The organism is Paenibacillus sp. Y568, assembly GCF_059445545.1.
The window spans coordinates 309,099-325,184 of record NZ_JCAIUM010000002.1 but is presented as its reverse complement, the minus strand read 5'-3'; the positions used below and the strand labels follow the sequence as shown (position 1 = coordinate 325,184).

At 40.3% G+C, this 16,086-nt stretch carries 18 protein-coding genes; 4 read left to right on the top strand and 14 right to left on the bottom strand.

The annotated features are described in order from the left end of the window. Window positions 1–15: 15 nt before the first annotated feature. Genes AC1D7X_RS04580 through AC1D7X_RS04570 form a run of 3 tightly spaced genes read right to left on the bottom strand, consistent with a single transcriptional unit; the run spans window position 16 to window position 3,054 of the window. On the bottom strand, window positions 16–1,173 hold the full coding sequence (locus AC1D7X_RS04580) for an NAD(P)/FAD-dependent oxidoreductase (protein ID WP_495456098.1): 1,158 nt from the start codon (window positions 1,171–1,173) through the stop codon (window positions 16–18). Next, entirely contained in the window at window positions 1,161–1,916 is a 756-nt protein-coding gene (locus AC1D7X_RS04575) for a methyltransferase domain-containing protein (protein ID WP_495456099.1), read from the bottom strand. The genes AC1D7X_RS04580 and AC1D7X_RS04575 overlap by 13 nt, the downstream gene beginning before the upstream one ends. Then, complete coding sequence (locus AC1D7X_RS04570; RefSeq protein ID WP_495456379.1) at window positions 1,903–3,054, bottom strand: type III polyketide synthase; 1,152 nt, start codon at window positions 3,052–3,054, stop codon at window positions 1,903–1,905. The genes AC1D7X_RS04575 and AC1D7X_RS04570 overlap by 14 nt, the downstream gene beginning before the upstream one ends. Window positions 3,055–3,298: 244 nt before the next feature. Here AC1D7X_RS04570 and AC1D7X_RS04565 point away from each other — a divergent pair, with 244 nt between their 5' ends. From AC1D7X_RS04565 to AC1D7X_RS04555, 3 genes are all read left to right on the top strand, one after another. Continuing rightward, complete coding sequence (locus AC1D7X_RS04565; protein ID WP_495474716.1) at window positions 3,299–4,000, top strand: futalosine hydrolase; 702 nt, start codon at window positions 3,299–3,301, stop codon at window positions 3,998–4,000. After that, window positions 3,997–4,845, top strand: coding sequence for a 1,4-dihydroxy-6-naphtoate synthase (locus AC1D7X_RS04560; protein WP_495474715.1), 849 nt, complete (start codon window positions 3,997–3,999; stop codon window positions 4,843–4,845). Before AC1D7X_RS04565 ends, AC1D7X_RS04560 begins: the two co-directional genes overlap by 4 nt. 174 nt (window positions 4,846–5,019) lie before the next feature. Beyond that, window positions 5,020–5,421, top strand: coding sequence for a hypothetical protein (locus tag AC1D7X_RS04555; protein WP_495474714.1), 402 nt, complete (start codon window positions 5,020–5,022; stop codon window positions 5,419–5,421). A 2-nt stretch (window positions 5,422–5,423) separates the two neighbouring features. Here the strand turns inward: AC1D7X_RS04555 and AC1D7X_RS04550 are convergent, their stop codons facing one another. The 5 genes from AC1D7X_RS04550 to AC1D7X_RS04530 form a co-directional block, all read right to left on the bottom strand. Next, window positions 5,424–5,882: a Fur family transcriptional regulator gene (locus AC1D7X_RS04550; protein ID WP_495474713.1), complete on the bottom strand. Its 459-nt coding sequence runs from the start codon at window positions 5,880–5,882 to the stop codon at window positions 5,424–5,426. Between the two features lie 311 nt (window positions 5,883–6,193). Then, window positions 6,194–6,931 (bottom strand): alpha/beta hydrolase, encoded by a 738-nt coding sequence (locus AC1D7X_RS04545; protein WP_495456104.1) that lies wholly within the window; start codon window positions 6,929–6,931, stop codon window positions 6,194–6,196. Between the two features lie 94 nt (window positions 6,932–7,025). Continuing rightward, window positions 7,026–7,901, bottom strand: coding sequence for a radical SAM/SPASM domain-containing protein (locus tag AC1D7X_RS04540; RefSeq protein WP_495456105.1), 876 nt, complete (start codon window positions 7,899–7,901; stop codon window positions 7,026–7,028). An 82-nt stretch (window positions 7,902–7,983) separates the two neighbouring features. Then, window positions 7,984–8,394, bottom strand: a complete 411-nt coding sequence (locus AC1D7X_RS04535; protein WP_495456106.1) for a GNAT family N-acetyltransferase — start codon at window positions 8,392–8,394, stop codon at window positions 7,984–7,986. A 14-nt stretch (window positions 8,395–8,408) separates the two neighbouring features. Further along, complete coding sequence (locus tag AC1D7X_RS04530; RefSeq protein WP_495456107.1) at window positions 8,409–9,587, bottom strand: AI-2E family transporter; 1,179 nt, start codon at window positions 9,585–9,587, stop codon at window positions 8,409–8,411. 395 nt (window positions 9,588–9,982) lie between these two features. Between AC1D7X_RS04530 and AC1D7X_RS04525 the strand changes: the two genes are divergently transcribed. Next, a complete protein-coding gene (locus AC1D7X_RS04525) occupies window positions 9,983–10,618 on the top strand; it encodes a DUF2306 domain-containing protein (protein WP_495474712.1) in 636 nt (211 codons plus the stop codon). 98 nt (window positions 10,619–10,716) lie between these two features. On the opposite strand, the gene AC1D7X_RS04520 is transcribed toward AC1D7X_RS04525, so the two are convergent. The 6 genes from AC1D7X_RS04520 to AC1D7X_RS04495 form a co-directional block, all read right to left on the bottom strand. Next, window positions 10,717–11,733: a S66 family peptidase gene (locus AC1D7X_RS04520; RefSeq protein WP_495474711.1), complete on the bottom strand. Its 1,017-nt coding sequence runs from the start codon at window positions 11,731–11,733 to the stop codon at window positions 10,717–10,719. Window positions 11,734–12,368: 635 nt separating this feature from the next. Beyond that, complete coding sequence (locus AC1D7X_RS04515; RefSeq protein ID WP_495456110.1) at window positions 12,369–12,977, bottom strand: hypothetical protein; 609 nt, start codon at window positions 12,975–12,977, stop codon at window positions 12,369–12,371. Between the two features lies 1 nt (window position 12,978). After that, on the bottom strand, window positions 12,979–13,521 hold the full coding sequence (locus AC1D7X_RS04510) for a hypothetical protein (protein WP_495456111.1): 543 nt from the start codon (window positions 13,519–13,521) through the stop codon (window positions 12,979–12,981). 582 nt (window positions 13,522–14,103) lie between these two features. Beyond that, window positions 14,104–14,226: an ATP-binding protein gene (locus AC1D7X_RS04505; protein ID WP_495474775.1), complete on the bottom strand. Its 123-nt coding sequence runs from the start codon at window positions 14,224–14,226 to the stop codon at window positions 14,104–14,106. 351 nt (window positions 14,227–14,577) lie between these two features. Beyond that, window positions 14,578–15,501, bottom strand: coding sequence for an SPFH domain-containing protein (locus AC1D7X_RS04500; protein ID WP_495456112.1), 924 nt, complete (start codon window positions 15,499–15,501; stop codon window positions 14,578–14,580). After that, window positions 15,502–15,936 carry an NfeD family protein gene (locus AC1D7X_RS04495; protein WP_495474710.1) on the bottom strand — a complete coding sequence of 145 codons (435 nt, stop codon included), beginning with the start codon at window positions 15,934–15,936 and terminating at the stop codon, window positions 15,502–15,504. Window positions 15,937–16,086 lie beyond the last annotated feature (150 nt).

Genomic DNA, 16,086 nt, shown 5'->3' with positions numbered 1-16,086 from the left:
CCTAAACAATAATAGCTAACCTTTATACGGTTTCAATCGTGTGGCTTTCACTAGAAACTTTCCAAGGGGTGGCCATAGCCTTACTGCACTTGGAAACCACCTTGTCAATTGGGGTATGGAACATAAGTTGTGTGCAAGCCTTCCACGTCTGATAAGACCTCCAAATTCATGATTCATCTCTTGTGTGTAATCCTCTTGCCATTGAGAGAGGGATATCTCCCCACGTAGATACCGATCAGCGAGAGCACTACATAGAAAAGAAGATCGCAGGGCAATCGACATGCCATCTCCACAGAGCGGTGGGATCACGACGGCTGCATCCCCTAGATGTGGAATGACATGCCACGCTAGCGGACGAAGAGATAGATGTACGGGAGCGATAGATACTTGTGTCCCCTCAATTGGAACAGCATGTCTCATTCTCTCTACTAATTGTGTATTCTCTCTTGAAACCGATTCAAGAATCGCAGGTACGGTTGTCCCCGAACCTTTAACCACTTCTTTATCCAGTAACGCAGCCACGTTCGAGTAACCATTCTCGACAGGAGAAATCCCAACATATCCGCCCTTCACGAAAAATAGTTCCGTAACAAGTTCATGATCCATGCCTGAATAATGTGATTTAATCCCGACATAAGAAGCCATACTCGAATCTGTTGTATTCGATTTATACGGTTCCACGAACATACTAGCGTGGCGATGAGATCCCCATGCTGCATACACGGTGCGTGCTTGAATGACCTCCACTTCACCTCGTTGTTTGATCTTTACCTCGTACCCTTCACCATGTTGCTTGACGGAAATGACATGCATACCCGTCCGTACGATAACGCCTGCTTGAATGATAGCTTCGTGAAGTGCAGCATCAAGTTTGTAGCGACTTATTCCCCAAGCTGTTCCTGGTAGTGGAACTTCTACTGAACTTCCACGTTCAAATATTAATCTCGCTTTGGATATCAACTGAGGTTGTAACGATTCCATAACATCACCCAGTCCAAGCTTACTTAACATCTCTTGAGATTCCGGAGATAGAAATTCACCACAGGGTTTATGGCGAGGAAATACTTGCCTGTCTAATAATGTGGTTCTCCAACCCAGATCTGCTAGTTGTTTGGCAAGACTGCACCCAGCAATTCCACCACCAATCACGACCGCATCCATTATTTGTCCCATGGCGCTGAACCTCCATCTTCTCCTTGAGAAGGGTGCTGTGGAATGACAACCGCATAACGGAATAAAGGTCTCCATGAGTAACGAAGTTGCGGGATTCTTAAAGCTTCTCTTAGCGCAACCCAATCCGTAGCACGAAACCCTTTGGCCACAGACAATGTTGCATCATGTCTAATATAACGATTAGTAGATACCACACGGCTGACAATCCAAACAGCGATCCACGCAATCCATTGTCTATGAATATCATTGATGACAACACCGATCTTCGACGCTTTATGCATATAGGTCACGATTCTGTTAAGCTCATCTCCCGTAAAATGATGAACAAATTGCGATCCACTCACGATATCCACACTTGCTTCAGGTATGTCTTTCACATCCACTAATCGTACACTTACACGTGGTTCATCGTGAAAGAATTGGCGTGCCTCTTCACAGGCTTCCTCTGTGACATCTGCTAGCTGGATCGTAATATCAATGCCTCTCTTATCCGCCCACTTCAGAACACGCCTATTTACATCTCCAGAACCCGCTCCCACATCAAGGATAGATAGTTGTTTCGGACGTCCTGCCAGAATCCACAAGCGTTCGATACCATAAATAGTAGGACTAGAAGCAACAAATATTTGATTCAATAGCCTTAGATCTCGTAGTGCTTCGTGAAGGTCAGTTCCGCCCATACTGAAATCATCCATTAATTCAGGCTCTTCGGCTCTCTTCTGCAACTTTTTAAGAATGAACATGATCGATAACCCGTTCTTGCAGAATGGTAGAAGGAAGGTACATAAACTTAATTAGTTCTGCTGTTAATCCAGGTCCAAAAGCTAAGGCTACACCACTTGATGATTCTACTTTATGAGCTAGAAGATCTTCACGCATTGCTTTTAGAACAAACAGAATGGTGGCTGAAGATAAATTACCATAATCATGTAAAATACTTCGACTAGAATGAACCTGAGTATCAGTTAATTGGAACATCTGTTGAACGACATCAATTATACCTCTACCACCAGGGTGAATGGCCCATAAACTAGGAGCCTCTTCTCCATCTAAGAGTGCATCCATTTCCGCAGTCAGATAACGTCCTAACAATTTGGGGATATTTGTAGACAGATAGAGATCGAATCCATAATTGCCGACTTCCCATATCATTTCCTCACTACATTCAGGCAAAAGAATAGAATGGCCCTCACCTAATTGAAACAGGCCTTTACTGTTCGTATTTGCGCTACCGATCACGCATGCTGATGCCCCGTCGCCGAAGAATGATGCACCAAACAAAGCCTCACGGTCGCTCGAAGGTTGGAAATGAAGTGTACATAACTCCACGCAGACAATGAGTATATGTCTACTTGATTGCCCCTCCATCAACGTCCTGGCTAATTGAATTGCCTTCAACCCAGCAGCACATCCTTGAAAAGTTAATGGAATCCGATTCACATGTGGAGATAATCCCATTTCCTTCACAAGAACAGCATCCAGTCCCGGAAGAAATTGCCCTGTACAACTCACCGTTATCAGATGCGTGATCTGTGAAGCCTCAATCTCACCATCAAGTAGGGCGCCTTTCGCTGCTTGTATCGCTAAGGGAATAGATTCTCTTTTATAAATTTCCATGCGTTCTGCGGTAGAAGGAACATCTTGAAGTCCCTTAGATGGCAGATAACGATTCGTTGAACCTTTGGCGACGAGGTTAGGTTCACACGTATATCGGGTCGCTACACCACATTGTTTAAAGATTCTTCTAGCCCACCGTACAGAATTGGGGGAGTCCTGTAAGGCTTCCTCTAGTTTATCTAGCACCTCACCTTGTTCAATTCGGTATGTAGGGAGTGCAGTACCTATGCCTAATATAGAAATGTTAGGAGACATTGTATCCATCATGAGTTCATCAACTCCTTGTCCAAGGTTTGCTTAAATATGGCGTTATGGAACAAGTTTATTCGTGAAATAGCTTGTATATGCCTGATTCTATGGGGATCAACAATCTAGTGTATCCGCTGAACGCATTACTCTATGTCCCTTCCCCTTTACATCCTCAGCTGTTAACGGTAACTTTATATATTGAGAAGTCTAATCGTAACGGTACGTATTAGATAATAAATACGCGAGTGAGGGGATAACTTTGAAGCAAGATAACAGGATTGAAACAGTCAAGAATGCTGAGAAGCCTCTTGATTCAGAGAAACGCATACTGATTATGACCGCTGTCGAGGCAGAGAGAGACGCTGTCCTTCGTGGTATTCATGGATCTAATCAATTTGATGTTCGAATCGCAGGCGTTGGTTCTCCCGTTGCTGCTGCAAATACAGCAACTGCACTCGCCTTAGGCGATTATAGCCTAGTGATTAGCGCTGGTATTGGTGGAGGATTTGTTGGACAAGCAGAACTTGGCTCTATTGTGGTCGGAAGTCACATTGTAGCCGCAGATCTGGGAGCAGAGACTTCTGAAGGCTTCTGCAGCGTAGATGAACTAGGCTTTGGATCTTCCCGTGTTTCTGTTGAATCCAACCTTGTATCACTAGTAACGAATGCATTGCAACGTGCTGGTCTTTCCGTTCATACAGGTCCCATTCTTACCGTGTCTACAGTGACAGGTTCATCGGAGAGTGCGATGATGTTGAACAAGCGTATACCCGGAGCTACTGCAGAAGCGATGGAAGGTTATGGTGTAGCTGTTGCAGCCCAGATCTATAACATCCCCGTTCTTGAAATTCGGACGATATCTAATGCTGTGGGTCCAAGGGATCGAGCAGCATGGAAGATGAAAGAAGCTTTCGAAGCGCTTGAAGCAGCGAGCACAATACTACTGGAGGTACTAACATGAAGATTACTTTTTCTCCGTGTCCTAATGACACGTTCATATACCATGCCTGGGTCCATGGTTTAATCCCTGGTGCACCAGAATTAGAAGTTACATACGCGGATATTGATATTACGAATACGTTATCTCAAGGAGCTGATGGTCCTGATATTCTCAAAATATCCTATGGTGCTTTACCTTGGGTATCCGATGAATATGCATTACTACCGTGTGGTGGTGCTCTCGGACGGGGTTGCGGTCCATTAGTTCTCACATCCGGTAGAGATAAGATTACGAGTGATCCCGCATCTCTCGCCGGTCGTCGTGTTGCTGTTCCTAGCGAACGCTCTACCGCCTATTTATTGTTTCGTTTATGGGCAGCACAGAACATTCCAGGTGGAATAGGTGAAATTATAGTCATGCCTTTTGACCAGATCATGCCTGCCGTACGTGATGGCCTCATTGATGCTGGACTCGTCATTCATGAAGCTCGTTTTACATACCCCGATTATGGTTTGTCGTTAATGACCGACTTAGGAAGTTGGTGGGAAGAAGATACTGGCTTACCCATCCCTTTGGGAGCTATTATCGCTCGTAAATCATTAGATTTAAATCAGATTACGACTTGGATTCGTGAATCTGTCGAATATGCGTGGGCTCATCCAGAAGCTTCCCAGGAATATGTCCTCCATCACTCCCAAGAATTGTCTCCTGAAGTCGTTCAAGCGCATATTGATTTATATGTAAACGAGTTTAGTGCCAATCTTGGTAATGATGGTTACGGTGCCATTAAGGCACTACTTCACCGGGCTTCTAAAGAAGGCATTATCCCTGCTATGGATATCGATGCTATTCTCTGGAAGAGCTAGTAGCCTTTAAGGATCAGGAAATATAATTACACATGTAATTATAAAAAGATCGCAACGCTTATACCCTGTATGGGTACATACTTTGCGATCCTTTTTTTCAGGTATCTTTTCTTGATGCACTTAATATATACTAACTAGGATTACTATAATTCATGTTAGGAGTAATGGTTTATTATGGCTATATTAAGAGATCATTTAAATAATCGTAAACTTTTAGATTTTCAAATAACTAAACGAAACAAAAACTTAGATCAAGGATGCAATATACTTGTTACTATCACTAATCCCCAATTCGAAAACGATGTTGCAGTTGATTTTGGCTGGACAAACCAAACATTAAGTAGTTTTATCAAGATGTTAGATAATTTTCCAATGGAACTTTATAATGGGTATTTCTCGCATTACGACGAATCTTTCGAGTGGAAATGGTATTATGAACAAACAACCGACCTCTATCTGATTATTATTTTTCTTTCAGGTTGGATTCCGAATTTCAAGGTGTCTCTAGATGATCTAAAAAAATTTAGTGCTCAAATCCTTATTGATATTGAGCATGCGCCTGAATATTATAAGTGAATTTAGGTTTTACTTTCCAGCCCCGCTTGGCATTCCTCGCATAGCCCATATACTTCGAAGCGATGATTCATGATTTTAAAAGAACCCGGTAATTTCAAAGACTGCTCCATAGGGCAATAATCGAACGTTAGTGTTTTCTCACAATTCACACAGATGAGATGATGGTGATGATGTGTTGAACAGCTGGCTTTAAATTTCAAACCGCCCTCCATTGAATAATATTGCTCCAATGCGCCCATTTCGCTCAGTAAGCGTAAATTACGATACACCGTATCAAAACTAACACTCGGATAAGGGATCGTCATCTGATCATATACCTCTTTGGGAGATAAATAGCCATTCGCTTCCGTAAATATTTCTGCTAATTTCTTACGTTGTTCTGTAATCCGCCAACCGCTTGTAGTCATTACATGAATCATTTCTTGAACTCTCGATGACTTATTATCCTCGTGTACTGCCATGCACATCGTTCCTTTCCAAGTTGTACCGATATGTTGATTGCATCGTTATTATATGTTGTCATTCCTTTAACTCCTGTAACTTCAAACCAAGTATCCTCTAGTTTGCTGAATCCGATTCTACCATTATACCATATGGAGCGTTACTGCTGAACAACACTGCATACCATGTCAAGATATGACGAGTTGTATTACAGATTTCATGGATTTTATTCATACAAAAAAACGAACAGCCTATAGTAGCCGCTGCTCGTTTACTCACTTCAAGAGAGCCCCTACCGAGTATCAATTTTTCAATAAACCTCGTATTGGCGTCATTCCCACATTTCCATCCATTTCGTTAAATTATCTATTACCGCTTGAAGCTGTAATTCCGGTGTAATCCCTGCAGGATTATCTCCCTGTTGATCGCCATAACTCCCGAATTGGGCATGGTCAGCACCTTCGATCACGACATATTCTGATGATTCCGGAAGGTACTGTTTAGCAGATTCATACGCATCCTTTTTCAAGACGCCATCATCCGATCCTGTCAACGATATCACAGGTACATCCGTTTCGAGTAAGCTCCCTTTTGAATCAGGATAGGCTGCTAGAAAGAATACTCCCTCGATCTGGTCTCGATGTGCTGATGCGTAACGCGATGCCATAACGCCACCTAGTGAATGACCTCCGATGACAAACCTTTCCTTCGAATCCATGTTGAGTATAGCATCCGCTCGATCTCCTCCAAGTACAGCGAGATTCAATGGCATTTTTACAATATAAGTCCGATGACCCTGGGAGGCAAGTTCCTTAGCCATAGGTGCATAACTCTCAGGTTTAACTAATCCACCAGGATAAAAAATGACGCTAGACCCCTCCGATTTCTTTGGATCGAACTGAATCCACTTACTCTGTTCAGACACCGTAATTCCATTGCCACCCTTCATCGCCTCAAGTGCTCGTGCATCCGGAGCGTAAGGTTTCAGATAGACTGCCATCCCAATACCAATCAAGATCACAATGAGGATTAGCAGCTTCCACCAGCGAAAACGAAACCATTTTTTCATAGGACTGATCTCCTTTTTTACACGATTTCTACTCTTTACTTTTCCCATAGAAAACGAACATCCCCATGATGAGACACCCGCTCATTGGTTCACATTAAGAGAATCTTTTCCGATAACCACATTTTCTACATAACTCCTCTACAACTTCTCTTCTTGAGAATCCATTGTAAAGGTTATTCGCCCGTTCACTCTCCACAATATCTGAGAATGGTGTCTGATTGATGTTCCCTAAATTAATGACACCTTCACCGTCAAGACAACAAGGAATGACCGTTCCGTCTACAAGGATGCCTGCTTGATTACGAAGCCCATGACAGAATCCTTTACCCTCGTCTTCCTCTTCCTTCAAATCTGGCCACTTAAATTCATGATCTTGATTGAGATAGATCTGTTTCGCAATCTTCACGCCACTACCGGGAACGACCTTTTCTTCTATTTTATAATCTAGATCAAATTCCTGCTCAATCCATGCTAAGATTTGCCGATTTCGATGACGTTCAGCATTAGTTATGTTGTCTTCTGTCAAATTCCACAATCGAAGTGATACCAGAACATCTGATTTCTCCACGGCTTCTTTAGCAAAAGTAAGAACCGAAGATACGTACCCTTCCTTATCCGTTGAACCCTCGTGACCATCAAAACTATGTAACGAGAAATTCAACTGTCGTAAGGCGGGTTTCATCATGATTTTATGCTTTGCCTTATGTAGAAGTGTGCCATTCGTCGTAATATTAACCTTAAATCCTCTCTCGTGGCTTAGATCCAATAGTTGATCGATTTTGGGATGAAGAAGCGGCTCACCCTTCACATGGAAATAGATATAATCCGTATGTGGCTTGATCTCGTCAAGTATCTTGGTGAAATCTTCAATCTTTATGAAGTTCGCTTGTCGCTTCGTCTGTGGACAAAAGGAACATGCCAAGTTGCATACACTTGTTATCTCGATATAGAATTTCTTGAATTTTTTCATAATAAAGATGCTCCGTCCTATTCTGTAAGTAACACGAATAATGCCAGCAGTAACGAAGAACTTATCGCTAAGTATAGTTACTCTAGTATTTCTTATACATACCAATAGATCTTGGTTGAGTGTATTCGAAGCCAAATTTCTTATACAAATGATCAGCGGGAACGTCAGCTATTAGACTCACATAGGAATCTTTAAATGCATTCTTGTCTAGATAATCCATGATATGCGACATAATCACTTTTCCTAGTCCCTTGCCTTGATGTGTCGGATCTACCGCAATATCTACAATTTGATAGAAGCACCCTCCATCACCGACCACTCTTCCCATGCCAATGAGTTGATGGGAGTCTCTCAAAGTAACAGTGAAGATTGCATTGTTCAAAGCTATAGCAGCTCCCACTTCGTCTCTAGGACTCATTCCTGCTCTCACTCTTAAAGCATTGTATTCCTTAGGTAACGGCGGTTTATATGATATATCGATTGTGGGATCCATGTCATAACTCCTCATTAAATATCACTATCCGCAGGTTCTTCATTCGCCATAACTTCCGGTAAAGGTGCATACAAATCTGATGTGCTCTTAAACCATTGAAATAAGTGCATCACAATGACTTTACATATGGCGTAACCAGGTACTGCTAATATAATTCCAAGAACTCCGAATAGTTTACCTGCTACGAGAATAACAAAAATAATGGTAATAGGATGAATACTCAACGTCTTACCCATAATTTGTGGTGATATAAATTTCCCTTCAATCAATTGTACAATCGTCCATACGATAACCATCTTGAGAAGCATGATCGGTGATGTTACTAAAGCAATAATAATGGCAGGTGCAATGGCAATCGTAGGGCCCAGATACGGAACCATACTTGTACAAGCTGCAATGATTGCAAGTACCACAGGATAATCTAGACCGATGATAAGATAACCGATATAGAGTAAGCCCCCAATACAAACACTCACGATAATCTGACCACGAATATATGAACTGATTTGATGACCAATTTCTCCTAATACTTTTAATGTTCCTGGACGAGCCTTCGTTGGAAGAATCTTCAGAAGATACGGAGGAAGTTTCTTTCCATCCTTCAATAAATACACCAAAATGAAAGGTGCAATAATAAAGGCTAGAATAAATTCTGTTACAGCACCTACTACAGTACCAATCCCTTTAAATGTATTGTTAAAAACCGATGAAGCTCTAGTAGAAATCTCACCCATCAGATCGGGTGCATTAAACCCAAGATTCTGCTGAATCTGAGAGAATAGGTCGCTACCTATCCAATTCTCGAATAACAGCTGCGCTTCCTCACTGTATACTGGAAGATTCTCAATAAACTCCGTTACTTGATTGCGAACCACTGGAATGATTTCGACAATGAGAACCGTTAATAATCCAATAATGACTGCGTACAGGATAAGGATCGAATAACCACGTCCAATCTTTCGTCGTTCCATGAAATCAATCAGTGGGTTAAACAAATAATAAGCCACAGTAGCTAATATGATGGGTATAGAAATTGTACTGAGAATAATTTTGATAGGTGTGAAAATGTAAGAAATCTTACTAAACACCATAATAATTAATCCAATTAGTAGAACAACGACTAGAAACAGTAATTTTTTTTGTTTGAGCAATAGTTGAGAGCGTCTCATCATCTCTGCCGCCGTTTGTCGCATTAGCTATCAGTCCCTTTATTAGTTAATAGATATTATAATCATTATAACTTATTAAGCCCATGGGATTCCATTCGCACGAATACCTAGTCATGGAGCCATTCGTAGATCTTTCGTGAACCATAAATGATAACTCACAAGACTCAAGATAATACTTGTAATCGCTGCTGATGTTCTTATATCCCTCCAGTTGGATACATCAATGCTCACTGTATTTATATTTATACATACTATCACATTCATTAAACATCATTTTAAGACAGCAGCAAGATTATTTATTACAAATTATTCCTTCATGTTTAATTGATAGGTAGCTGGTCGACTTGCAAATAGTGAATAAATACGACATTTGGATTACAATAATAAAAGATACCAACTCCGAATTGAGGTTTAATCCAATGTTCTCAAGCAAGCGTTTATATCAACTTATGCTAATCGTTTCCATCCTTTTCATCATTTTTGTATTGTATAAAAATTTCATTCACGATCCCCAAGCTATTGATTTTCTAAGCCATAAAGTTGGACTTGGCCGTCCTTTACCCATCCCACTTTGGTTAAATATCATGTATATCCATGTAGTTGTTGCTTGTATAGCTATGGTATCAGGAGCAATCAATTTTTCTAATCGAATGTTGAGTAAATATCGTAAGTTCCATCGACTCAATGGTTATGTATATGTTATATCCGTCCTTCTTGTTGTCTTAACCTCTGGCTACATGGCACCTTATTCAACCGGCGGGAAACTGAATAGCGTCGCATTCAATACACTAAATATCATTTGGCCGGTAATGACTCTAATTGCACTCATCCAAATTAAAAAGAAACAAATCAATCTACATCGAAAATGGATGATTCGAAGTTACGCGTTCTGCTTTACGAATATGTTTATTCATATCTTCACCTTTATTTTCCATCATGGATTGGGTATCACGTATAGTACAAGCTATACGATCAGCATCTATACAACGATACCACTACTCTACATAATCGCTGAGTTCGTAATCCGGAGAATTTATAAGATTCCGTTTAAATAGTAGTCATTCATCTTAAAAAGTCGAAAAGACAGCCTAATGGCTATATTTTCGACTTTTTAAGTCTTCTTATGTTCATGTCGAATACCCAACTCACTTATCTATTCTTTGAAATATTGCTTAACAGTTCCTTTGCCATCTTCTACTTCAATCTCTGCATATGCCCCATTGATAAAAGTCACTTGTGGTGGAACATGTCCACAATCAACATCGTAGATAATAGGGATTTGAAGTTCTTCTGAAATTTCTTGATAGATATCTTCAACAGTATAATTCTCAACAGGTTGGTTAGCATCACTTCTACCGAACAGAATACCCGAGCAATTCTCAAACCACCCAGCTAACTTCATTTGAACTAATGATCTACGTAAGTCTGTTGTTTTCATTTCGCAGTTCTCTAAATACCACACAATCGAGTCACCATGGATAACATGTTTCTGGAAATGTTCAACATCACCAAACGGGGTGCCAATCAAATGTCTAATGACGTCGATACATCCCCCCAGTAAGCGACCTTGGATATTCACCTTCATATTCGAAACAACGCCCCAGTATGTGTCTTCCGTTAGATGATAAACACAAGGTGAAGGGTTAGTAAATTGCCATTCTTTTTGGAATTTGAGGGATGAATGTTGGACGTTAAATTTATGAGTTCTTGTGGATAATACTGATTGCCACATCCCTGTTGTATGATCGGTATATTCTCCTCTTAAATCCATGAGATTCGTTCCATGAGCCGTCGCTATGCCTGTTTTTAACGTAATGGCTAGTAACAGCACACTTATATCGGAATAACCTAAGATCCACTTTGTCTTCAAATTTTCAAAATCAATATCTTCAAGTATTTCGATTAATAGTTCTCCACCCCATGGAGGAATGATGAGATCGATCTGTTCATCAGACATCATCGTATTAAACTCATTAGCACGTATTTTGGCAGGAGATGACTTTGCCTTATCCTGCACTCGTACCGTATCTCCACAAATCACATGGAATCCTTTCATCTTCATACGATGACATGAACGTTCTAGCAAGTCATGCAATTCATTGTTAACTCCAGATGAAGGTGCTGTTATTCCTATTGTTGCTTCTTTTTTCAAGAATGGATATTTAATCATATTCCCTCGGGTCTCCTCATTACATCTGCACCCACGTAATCAATGCGATTTTAGACTTCCTTCTACTATAATATCGTGAAGATAAATAAAATGGCTACTATCATGGACAATAACCCAAATACCACGGTCTTTCTCAACTGAACTCCACATGAATATGACTTCATCTTATAGTAATTTGAACATTACTTGTAAAATAACTAATATCAGCAGTTGAAAGTTCCCCAAAATTAGCCGAAATACTTACCGAGGGGAGAGGAATATATAGTCAAGATTAGGGAGTTTTTTATGGGGTCTAGCCAACATTTTAACGAAAATATACGCTAAGGGCGTGTACGAGCATAAACAGTCGATTTTTCCTACTCTAAGCCGGTGACCGCTAAACATCATTATGTCATCATGCAGCAGAAATATGGTATTTTGTTACCACCGAAGGACTATACAAAAGCTAAGAGGACTGTCGCCGGTAGAATACCGCCTCCAGTCCTCTATAGCAGCCTAAGTCTACATGTGTCTAATTTTTGGGGTCAGTTCACCAATTAAGGTTGACGGGGCTTTTGCCGATGCATTCGCACTAAAATCAGATTATCACGTTTGAGGCAGTCTGAACTCATTTCAGAGCTACTAGGGGTGATAACTTAAACAAATAAATCAACAATTTCGCTGACAATCTCCTCCTTTTTATATACAAAGTTATTGATAGTTGAGAAAAATAGCTTGTTTGAACTCTTCGGGATTACCATAACAGGCTGTTTGAACAGTAGAATGACATAAAGAGAACTACCGTCATCAATTTCAATATTATTTTCGTAAAGCCCTTTCCATATCTGCTCAGCAAGTTCTGGCATAAATAGATCAGTGTATCTCTCCATGTAGGCTTTAATACCGTAATCAGACCACCACCACAAGGAAAAAGTATTCCATACTCTTTCAGCTGTATGGAATACTGAATCCCTTCTAAACAAACTCTTATAACAATCTCTATAATGAAGCGTGTTTAAAGGGTTGTCCATGTATTGTTGCTGTTCAAATTCTTTTACAATTTCATCCCAACATGTATGAAAAATTTCATTAAAACTCTCAGATTCTAGTAATTCTTGGTCATTTGAGATTAAGTATCTACCTGGAAAGACCTCTTCTCCTTTATGATAGCACTCATAGATATTTTCGATAAATAAAAGAAAATTCAAATCCATAGGGCAGAAGTTACTTATGCGCAACTGCTTATCATTTCGAGAAAGTGTCATATTAGATACTTATTCCTATACTGCATGGCGGTACAGTCCAAAAAAATAGGCCTGAAGCGTCTCTTGCCGTCCCAGTCATGCTGACACTGTAAGCACCTGATGATAAACCTAAACTTACGGTATCTCCACACGCTCCACCTAATGCGCCTGTGCAAGTTATCGATACAGAATCATATGGTACGGGGAGACCACCTACAAATTTTGATATTATCAAAACACCGGTAAAAGTATGTACTGTGGAAAATCGAGGATTAATCTCCCACCTGACACCATTAAAGGCTGCATCTAAACGAGCATATCCTCCGTCTCCAGAACAAGTAGAAAGCGGCTCAATCTGACCATCAACTGATTGAACCGTTAGGTTATCATCAGTATCATCCACACAAACATAATCACCTTCGACCGTGATACTATCAGGGAGTGATGCAAAGTCTTCTGAGACCTCGACCTTCGGTACTACCTCGTTAATATTAACATCAGACGCAAAAGCATTAATAGGAATGATAAACAAAAAAACAAGTAGTAGCCCAACAACCTTTTTCATCCTTATTGCCTCCTTTAGTTTAATACGAAAAACTATAAGACAGGCGCCCAAGAAGAGGAAACCCTTGTAAATTAGTACACTATACGATTATCATCCCTCTGCTTGTTGTTATGAGAATTTTTCCGATCACCTCCCTTCTATGAATACGTTTAAAATGGTTAAAAAATCCACCTACTATATATAACGCAACAAGTTGCCACAAAGTAAGTAATATTGAGAAAAAAATTAAAAAATATCGGGCAATTTCATGATTTCGAGTTTCTCTTTTTGTTTTGGGCATGTAAAATATCGAAAGATGGGGGGGATGTAGCGTATCAAAATTTATGAACCTATTGTTAAAGTACAGGTGGATATAGGCTCAAAACCGAAGTTTGCTACAAATTTGGCATTTTAGTCGAATGCAATAGGCATCGCTTATCTGGTTGAAAATATCAACCACTGATTTCTAGATTGAGCCTTTTCATGATCAAGAAAATGCACTTATAAGGAATGTATGTCACACATGGACATACTTTTGAGGGATTACAAGAGCATCCTGTTTGTACGACAATACGAAGCCTGTTTCCATTATTCAGACTATGGTTACTTCATGAAATCTATAGGTACGAAATGATGCAGGAGACGGCTTAGGATCGAGGTAGCCAGTACCCTGTCTCGGAATATTTCACCCCAAGAGCCAAACGACTTATTGGAGGTGAGATTGATGAAACCTTTCTCATACCGTTCAGAGAGATAATTGGGAAGAAAAATTGAGCGGCAGTATCATTCATCGTCGTTCGGTAATCAATCTCATCAATGACGAGCGGATCTGCAATGGAACAAGGAAAATTAAGCGTAGTTAAAGAAGCTCATGTTAATCTGGATATCATGTACTTAATCGATCCTATGAACTCCGGATGAGGGCGCTGTTATTCCTATTGTTGCTCCTTTTTTCAAGAATGGATATTTAATCATAACCGCGGTCTCCTCACTATTTCTGCAGATACTTAAGCATCGTTTTTTATACCAAGAGAGCCTAAACATTAACTACTGTTTAGGCTCTCTTTAGATCCAATATTACTTTTTAGATTTAAAAATCTCTCCAATTGCACCCAGGCTACCAAGAATCTCCACCGCATTGGAAGGAATAAACACCTTATTAGCAGGTCCTTTAGAAATCTCAGTCAATGCTTCGAATGATTGATAAGCTAGGACGCTCTCATTAAGTCCAGCATCCCGAATCATCTCAATTCGATTCTTCTCTGCTTCAGCAACAGCTAGAATCGCTTTCGCTTGACCAATCGCTTCAAGCTCTTGAGCCTGCCCTAACCCCTCAGCTTCACGAATACGGGCTTCTTTATCCCCTTCAGCCTTAAGGATTTTACTTTGTTTGTCACCTTCAGCACGTAGAATCATGTCTTGTTTAGCAGCTTCTGCTTCAAGTACAATCGCACGCTTACTACGTTCAGCCTTCATCTGCTTATCCATCGCTTCTTGAATATCTCTTGGTGGCTGAATATCAATAACTTCAACCCGTTCAATACGTACGCCCCACTTCTCTGTCGCTTCATCCAAAGCAACACGAATCTCCATCGATATTTTTTCCCGACCGGATAACGTTTCGTCCAATTCCATCTTACCAATGATCTGACGCATGGTTGCTGTAGATATGTTACGAACACCATAGACATAATCGGAAATACCATATGTAGCCTGATCTGGACCCACAACTTGATAGAATATAATCGTATCAATCTCAACTTGAACATTATCTTTCGTTATTACCGTTTGCGGAGGAACATTCGCCTGTTGAATACGCAAATCGTGATATACCCTTACATGATCAATAATAGGAATAAGAATATTTAGTCCAGGTGTTAACAAACGATGGAATTTACCGAGACGTTCCACAACCCCTACGCGTTGCTGAGGTACAATTTTGATTGTCAGTGAAATAAAAACAACAACAATAACGAGGATAATCAATACAACATAAATCATTTAAGAAACCCCTTCCCATTTTTGAACTTCTAATACCGTGGTACCACGTTGGGTTACAATGACGACATCCCCTTTTTGTAAAGGCTGATACGATGTAGCACTCCATGTTTCGTTGCCCAACTTAACTATGCCATTCTTACCGATCTCAATGTCTTCAATAACAACACCTTGCTTACCAACTAAATCATCAATCACATCCGTAAACCCTTTAGATTTCCGCATAAATCTTGTAAGAGGTTTCGTAAAGAAAGTTAACACTAACGCCACTAAACATCCAACAACGACTTGCACGAAAAATAAATCAGGTACTACCAAAGCAATAAGTCCTGCCGCAATTGCCCCAATCCCAATCCATAACAGATAAAAGGTTAATGTCAGCATCTCAATAACAAATAGTACGATTCCGATGATGAGCCATATTGCCCAAAGTTCCATTGATCTCACCGCCTTTTGCTGGATTATATGGAACCAAACAAATAATTATTACCCAGACTCGGGAAGTGACACGCTTACAATAGTTGTTATCTGTATCTTTGTCATTCTCGATCCCGTGTTTATCCTGATATTGGCTCCTAACATCATTAT

Excerpts from the sequence above, each read along its gene's own strand:
- AC1D7X_RS04530 (WP_495456107.1), bottom strand. The coding sequence starts at position 9,587 with ATGCGACAAACGGCGGCAGAGATGATGAGACGCTCTCAACTATTGCTC.
- AC1D7X_RS04555 (WP_495474714.1), top strand. The coding sequence starts at position 5,020 with ATGGCTATATTAAGAGATCATTTAAATAATCGTAAACTTTTAGATTTT.
- AC1D7X_RS04580 (WP_495456098.1), bottom strand. The coding sequence starts at position 1,173 with ATGGGACAAATAATGGATGCGGTCGTGATTGGTGGTGGAATTGCTGGG.
- AC1D7X_RS04535 (WP_495456106.1), bottom strand. The coding sequence starts at position 8,394 with ATGGATCCCACAATCGATATATCATATAAACCGCCGTTACCTAAGGAA.
- AC1D7X_RS04510 (WP_495456111.1), bottom strand. The coding sequence starts at position 13,521 with ATGAAAAAGGTTGTTGGGCTACTACTTGTTTTTTTGTTTATCATTCCT.
- AC1D7X_RS04560 (WP_495474715.1), top strand. The coding sequence starts at position 3,997 with ATGAAGATTACTTTTTCTCCGTGTCCTAATGACACGTTCATATACCAT.
- AC1D7X_RS04520 (WP_495474711.1), bottom strand. The coding sequence starts at position 11,733 with ATGATTAAATATCCATTCTTGAAAAAAGAAGCAACAATAGGAATAACA.
- AC1D7X_RS04525 (WP_495474712.1), top strand. The coding sequence starts at position 9,983 with ATGTTCTCAAGCAAGCGTTTATATCAACTTATGCTAATCGTTTCCATC.
- AC1D7X_RS04540 (WP_495456105.1), bottom strand. The coding sequence starts at position 7,901 with ATGAAAAAATTCAAGAAATTCTATATCGAGATAACAAGTGTATGCAAC.
- AC1D7X_RS04495 (WP_495474710.1), bottom strand. The coding sequence starts at position 15,936 with ATGGAACTTTGGGCAATATGGCTCATCATCGGAATCGTACTATTTGTT.
- AC1D7X_RS04570 (WP_495456379.1), bottom strand. The coding sequence starts at position 3,054 with ATGGATACAATGTCTCCTAACATTTCTATATTAGGCATAGGTACTGCA.
- AC1D7X_RS04545 (WP_495456104.1), bottom strand. The coding sequence starts at position 6,931 with ATGAAAAAATGGTTTCGTTTTCGCTGGTGGAAGCTGCTAATCCTCATT.
- AC1D7X_RS04500 (WP_495456112.1), bottom strand. The coding sequence starts at position 15,501 with ATGATTTATGTTGTATTGATTATCCTCGTTATTGTTGTTGTTTTTATT.
- AC1D7X_RS04550 (WP_495474713.1), bottom strand. The coding sequence starts at position 5,882 with ATGGCAGTACACGAGGATAATAAGTCATCGAGAGTTCAAGAAATGATT.
- AC1D7X_RS04515 (WP_495456110.1), bottom strand. The coding sequence starts at position 12,977 with ATGACACTTTCTCGAAATGATAAGCAGTTGCGCATAAGTAACTTCTGC.
- AC1D7X_RS04575 (WP_495456099.1), bottom strand. The coding sequence starts at position 1,916 with ATGTTCATTCTTAAAAAGTTGCAGAAGAGAGCCGAAGAGCCTGAATTA.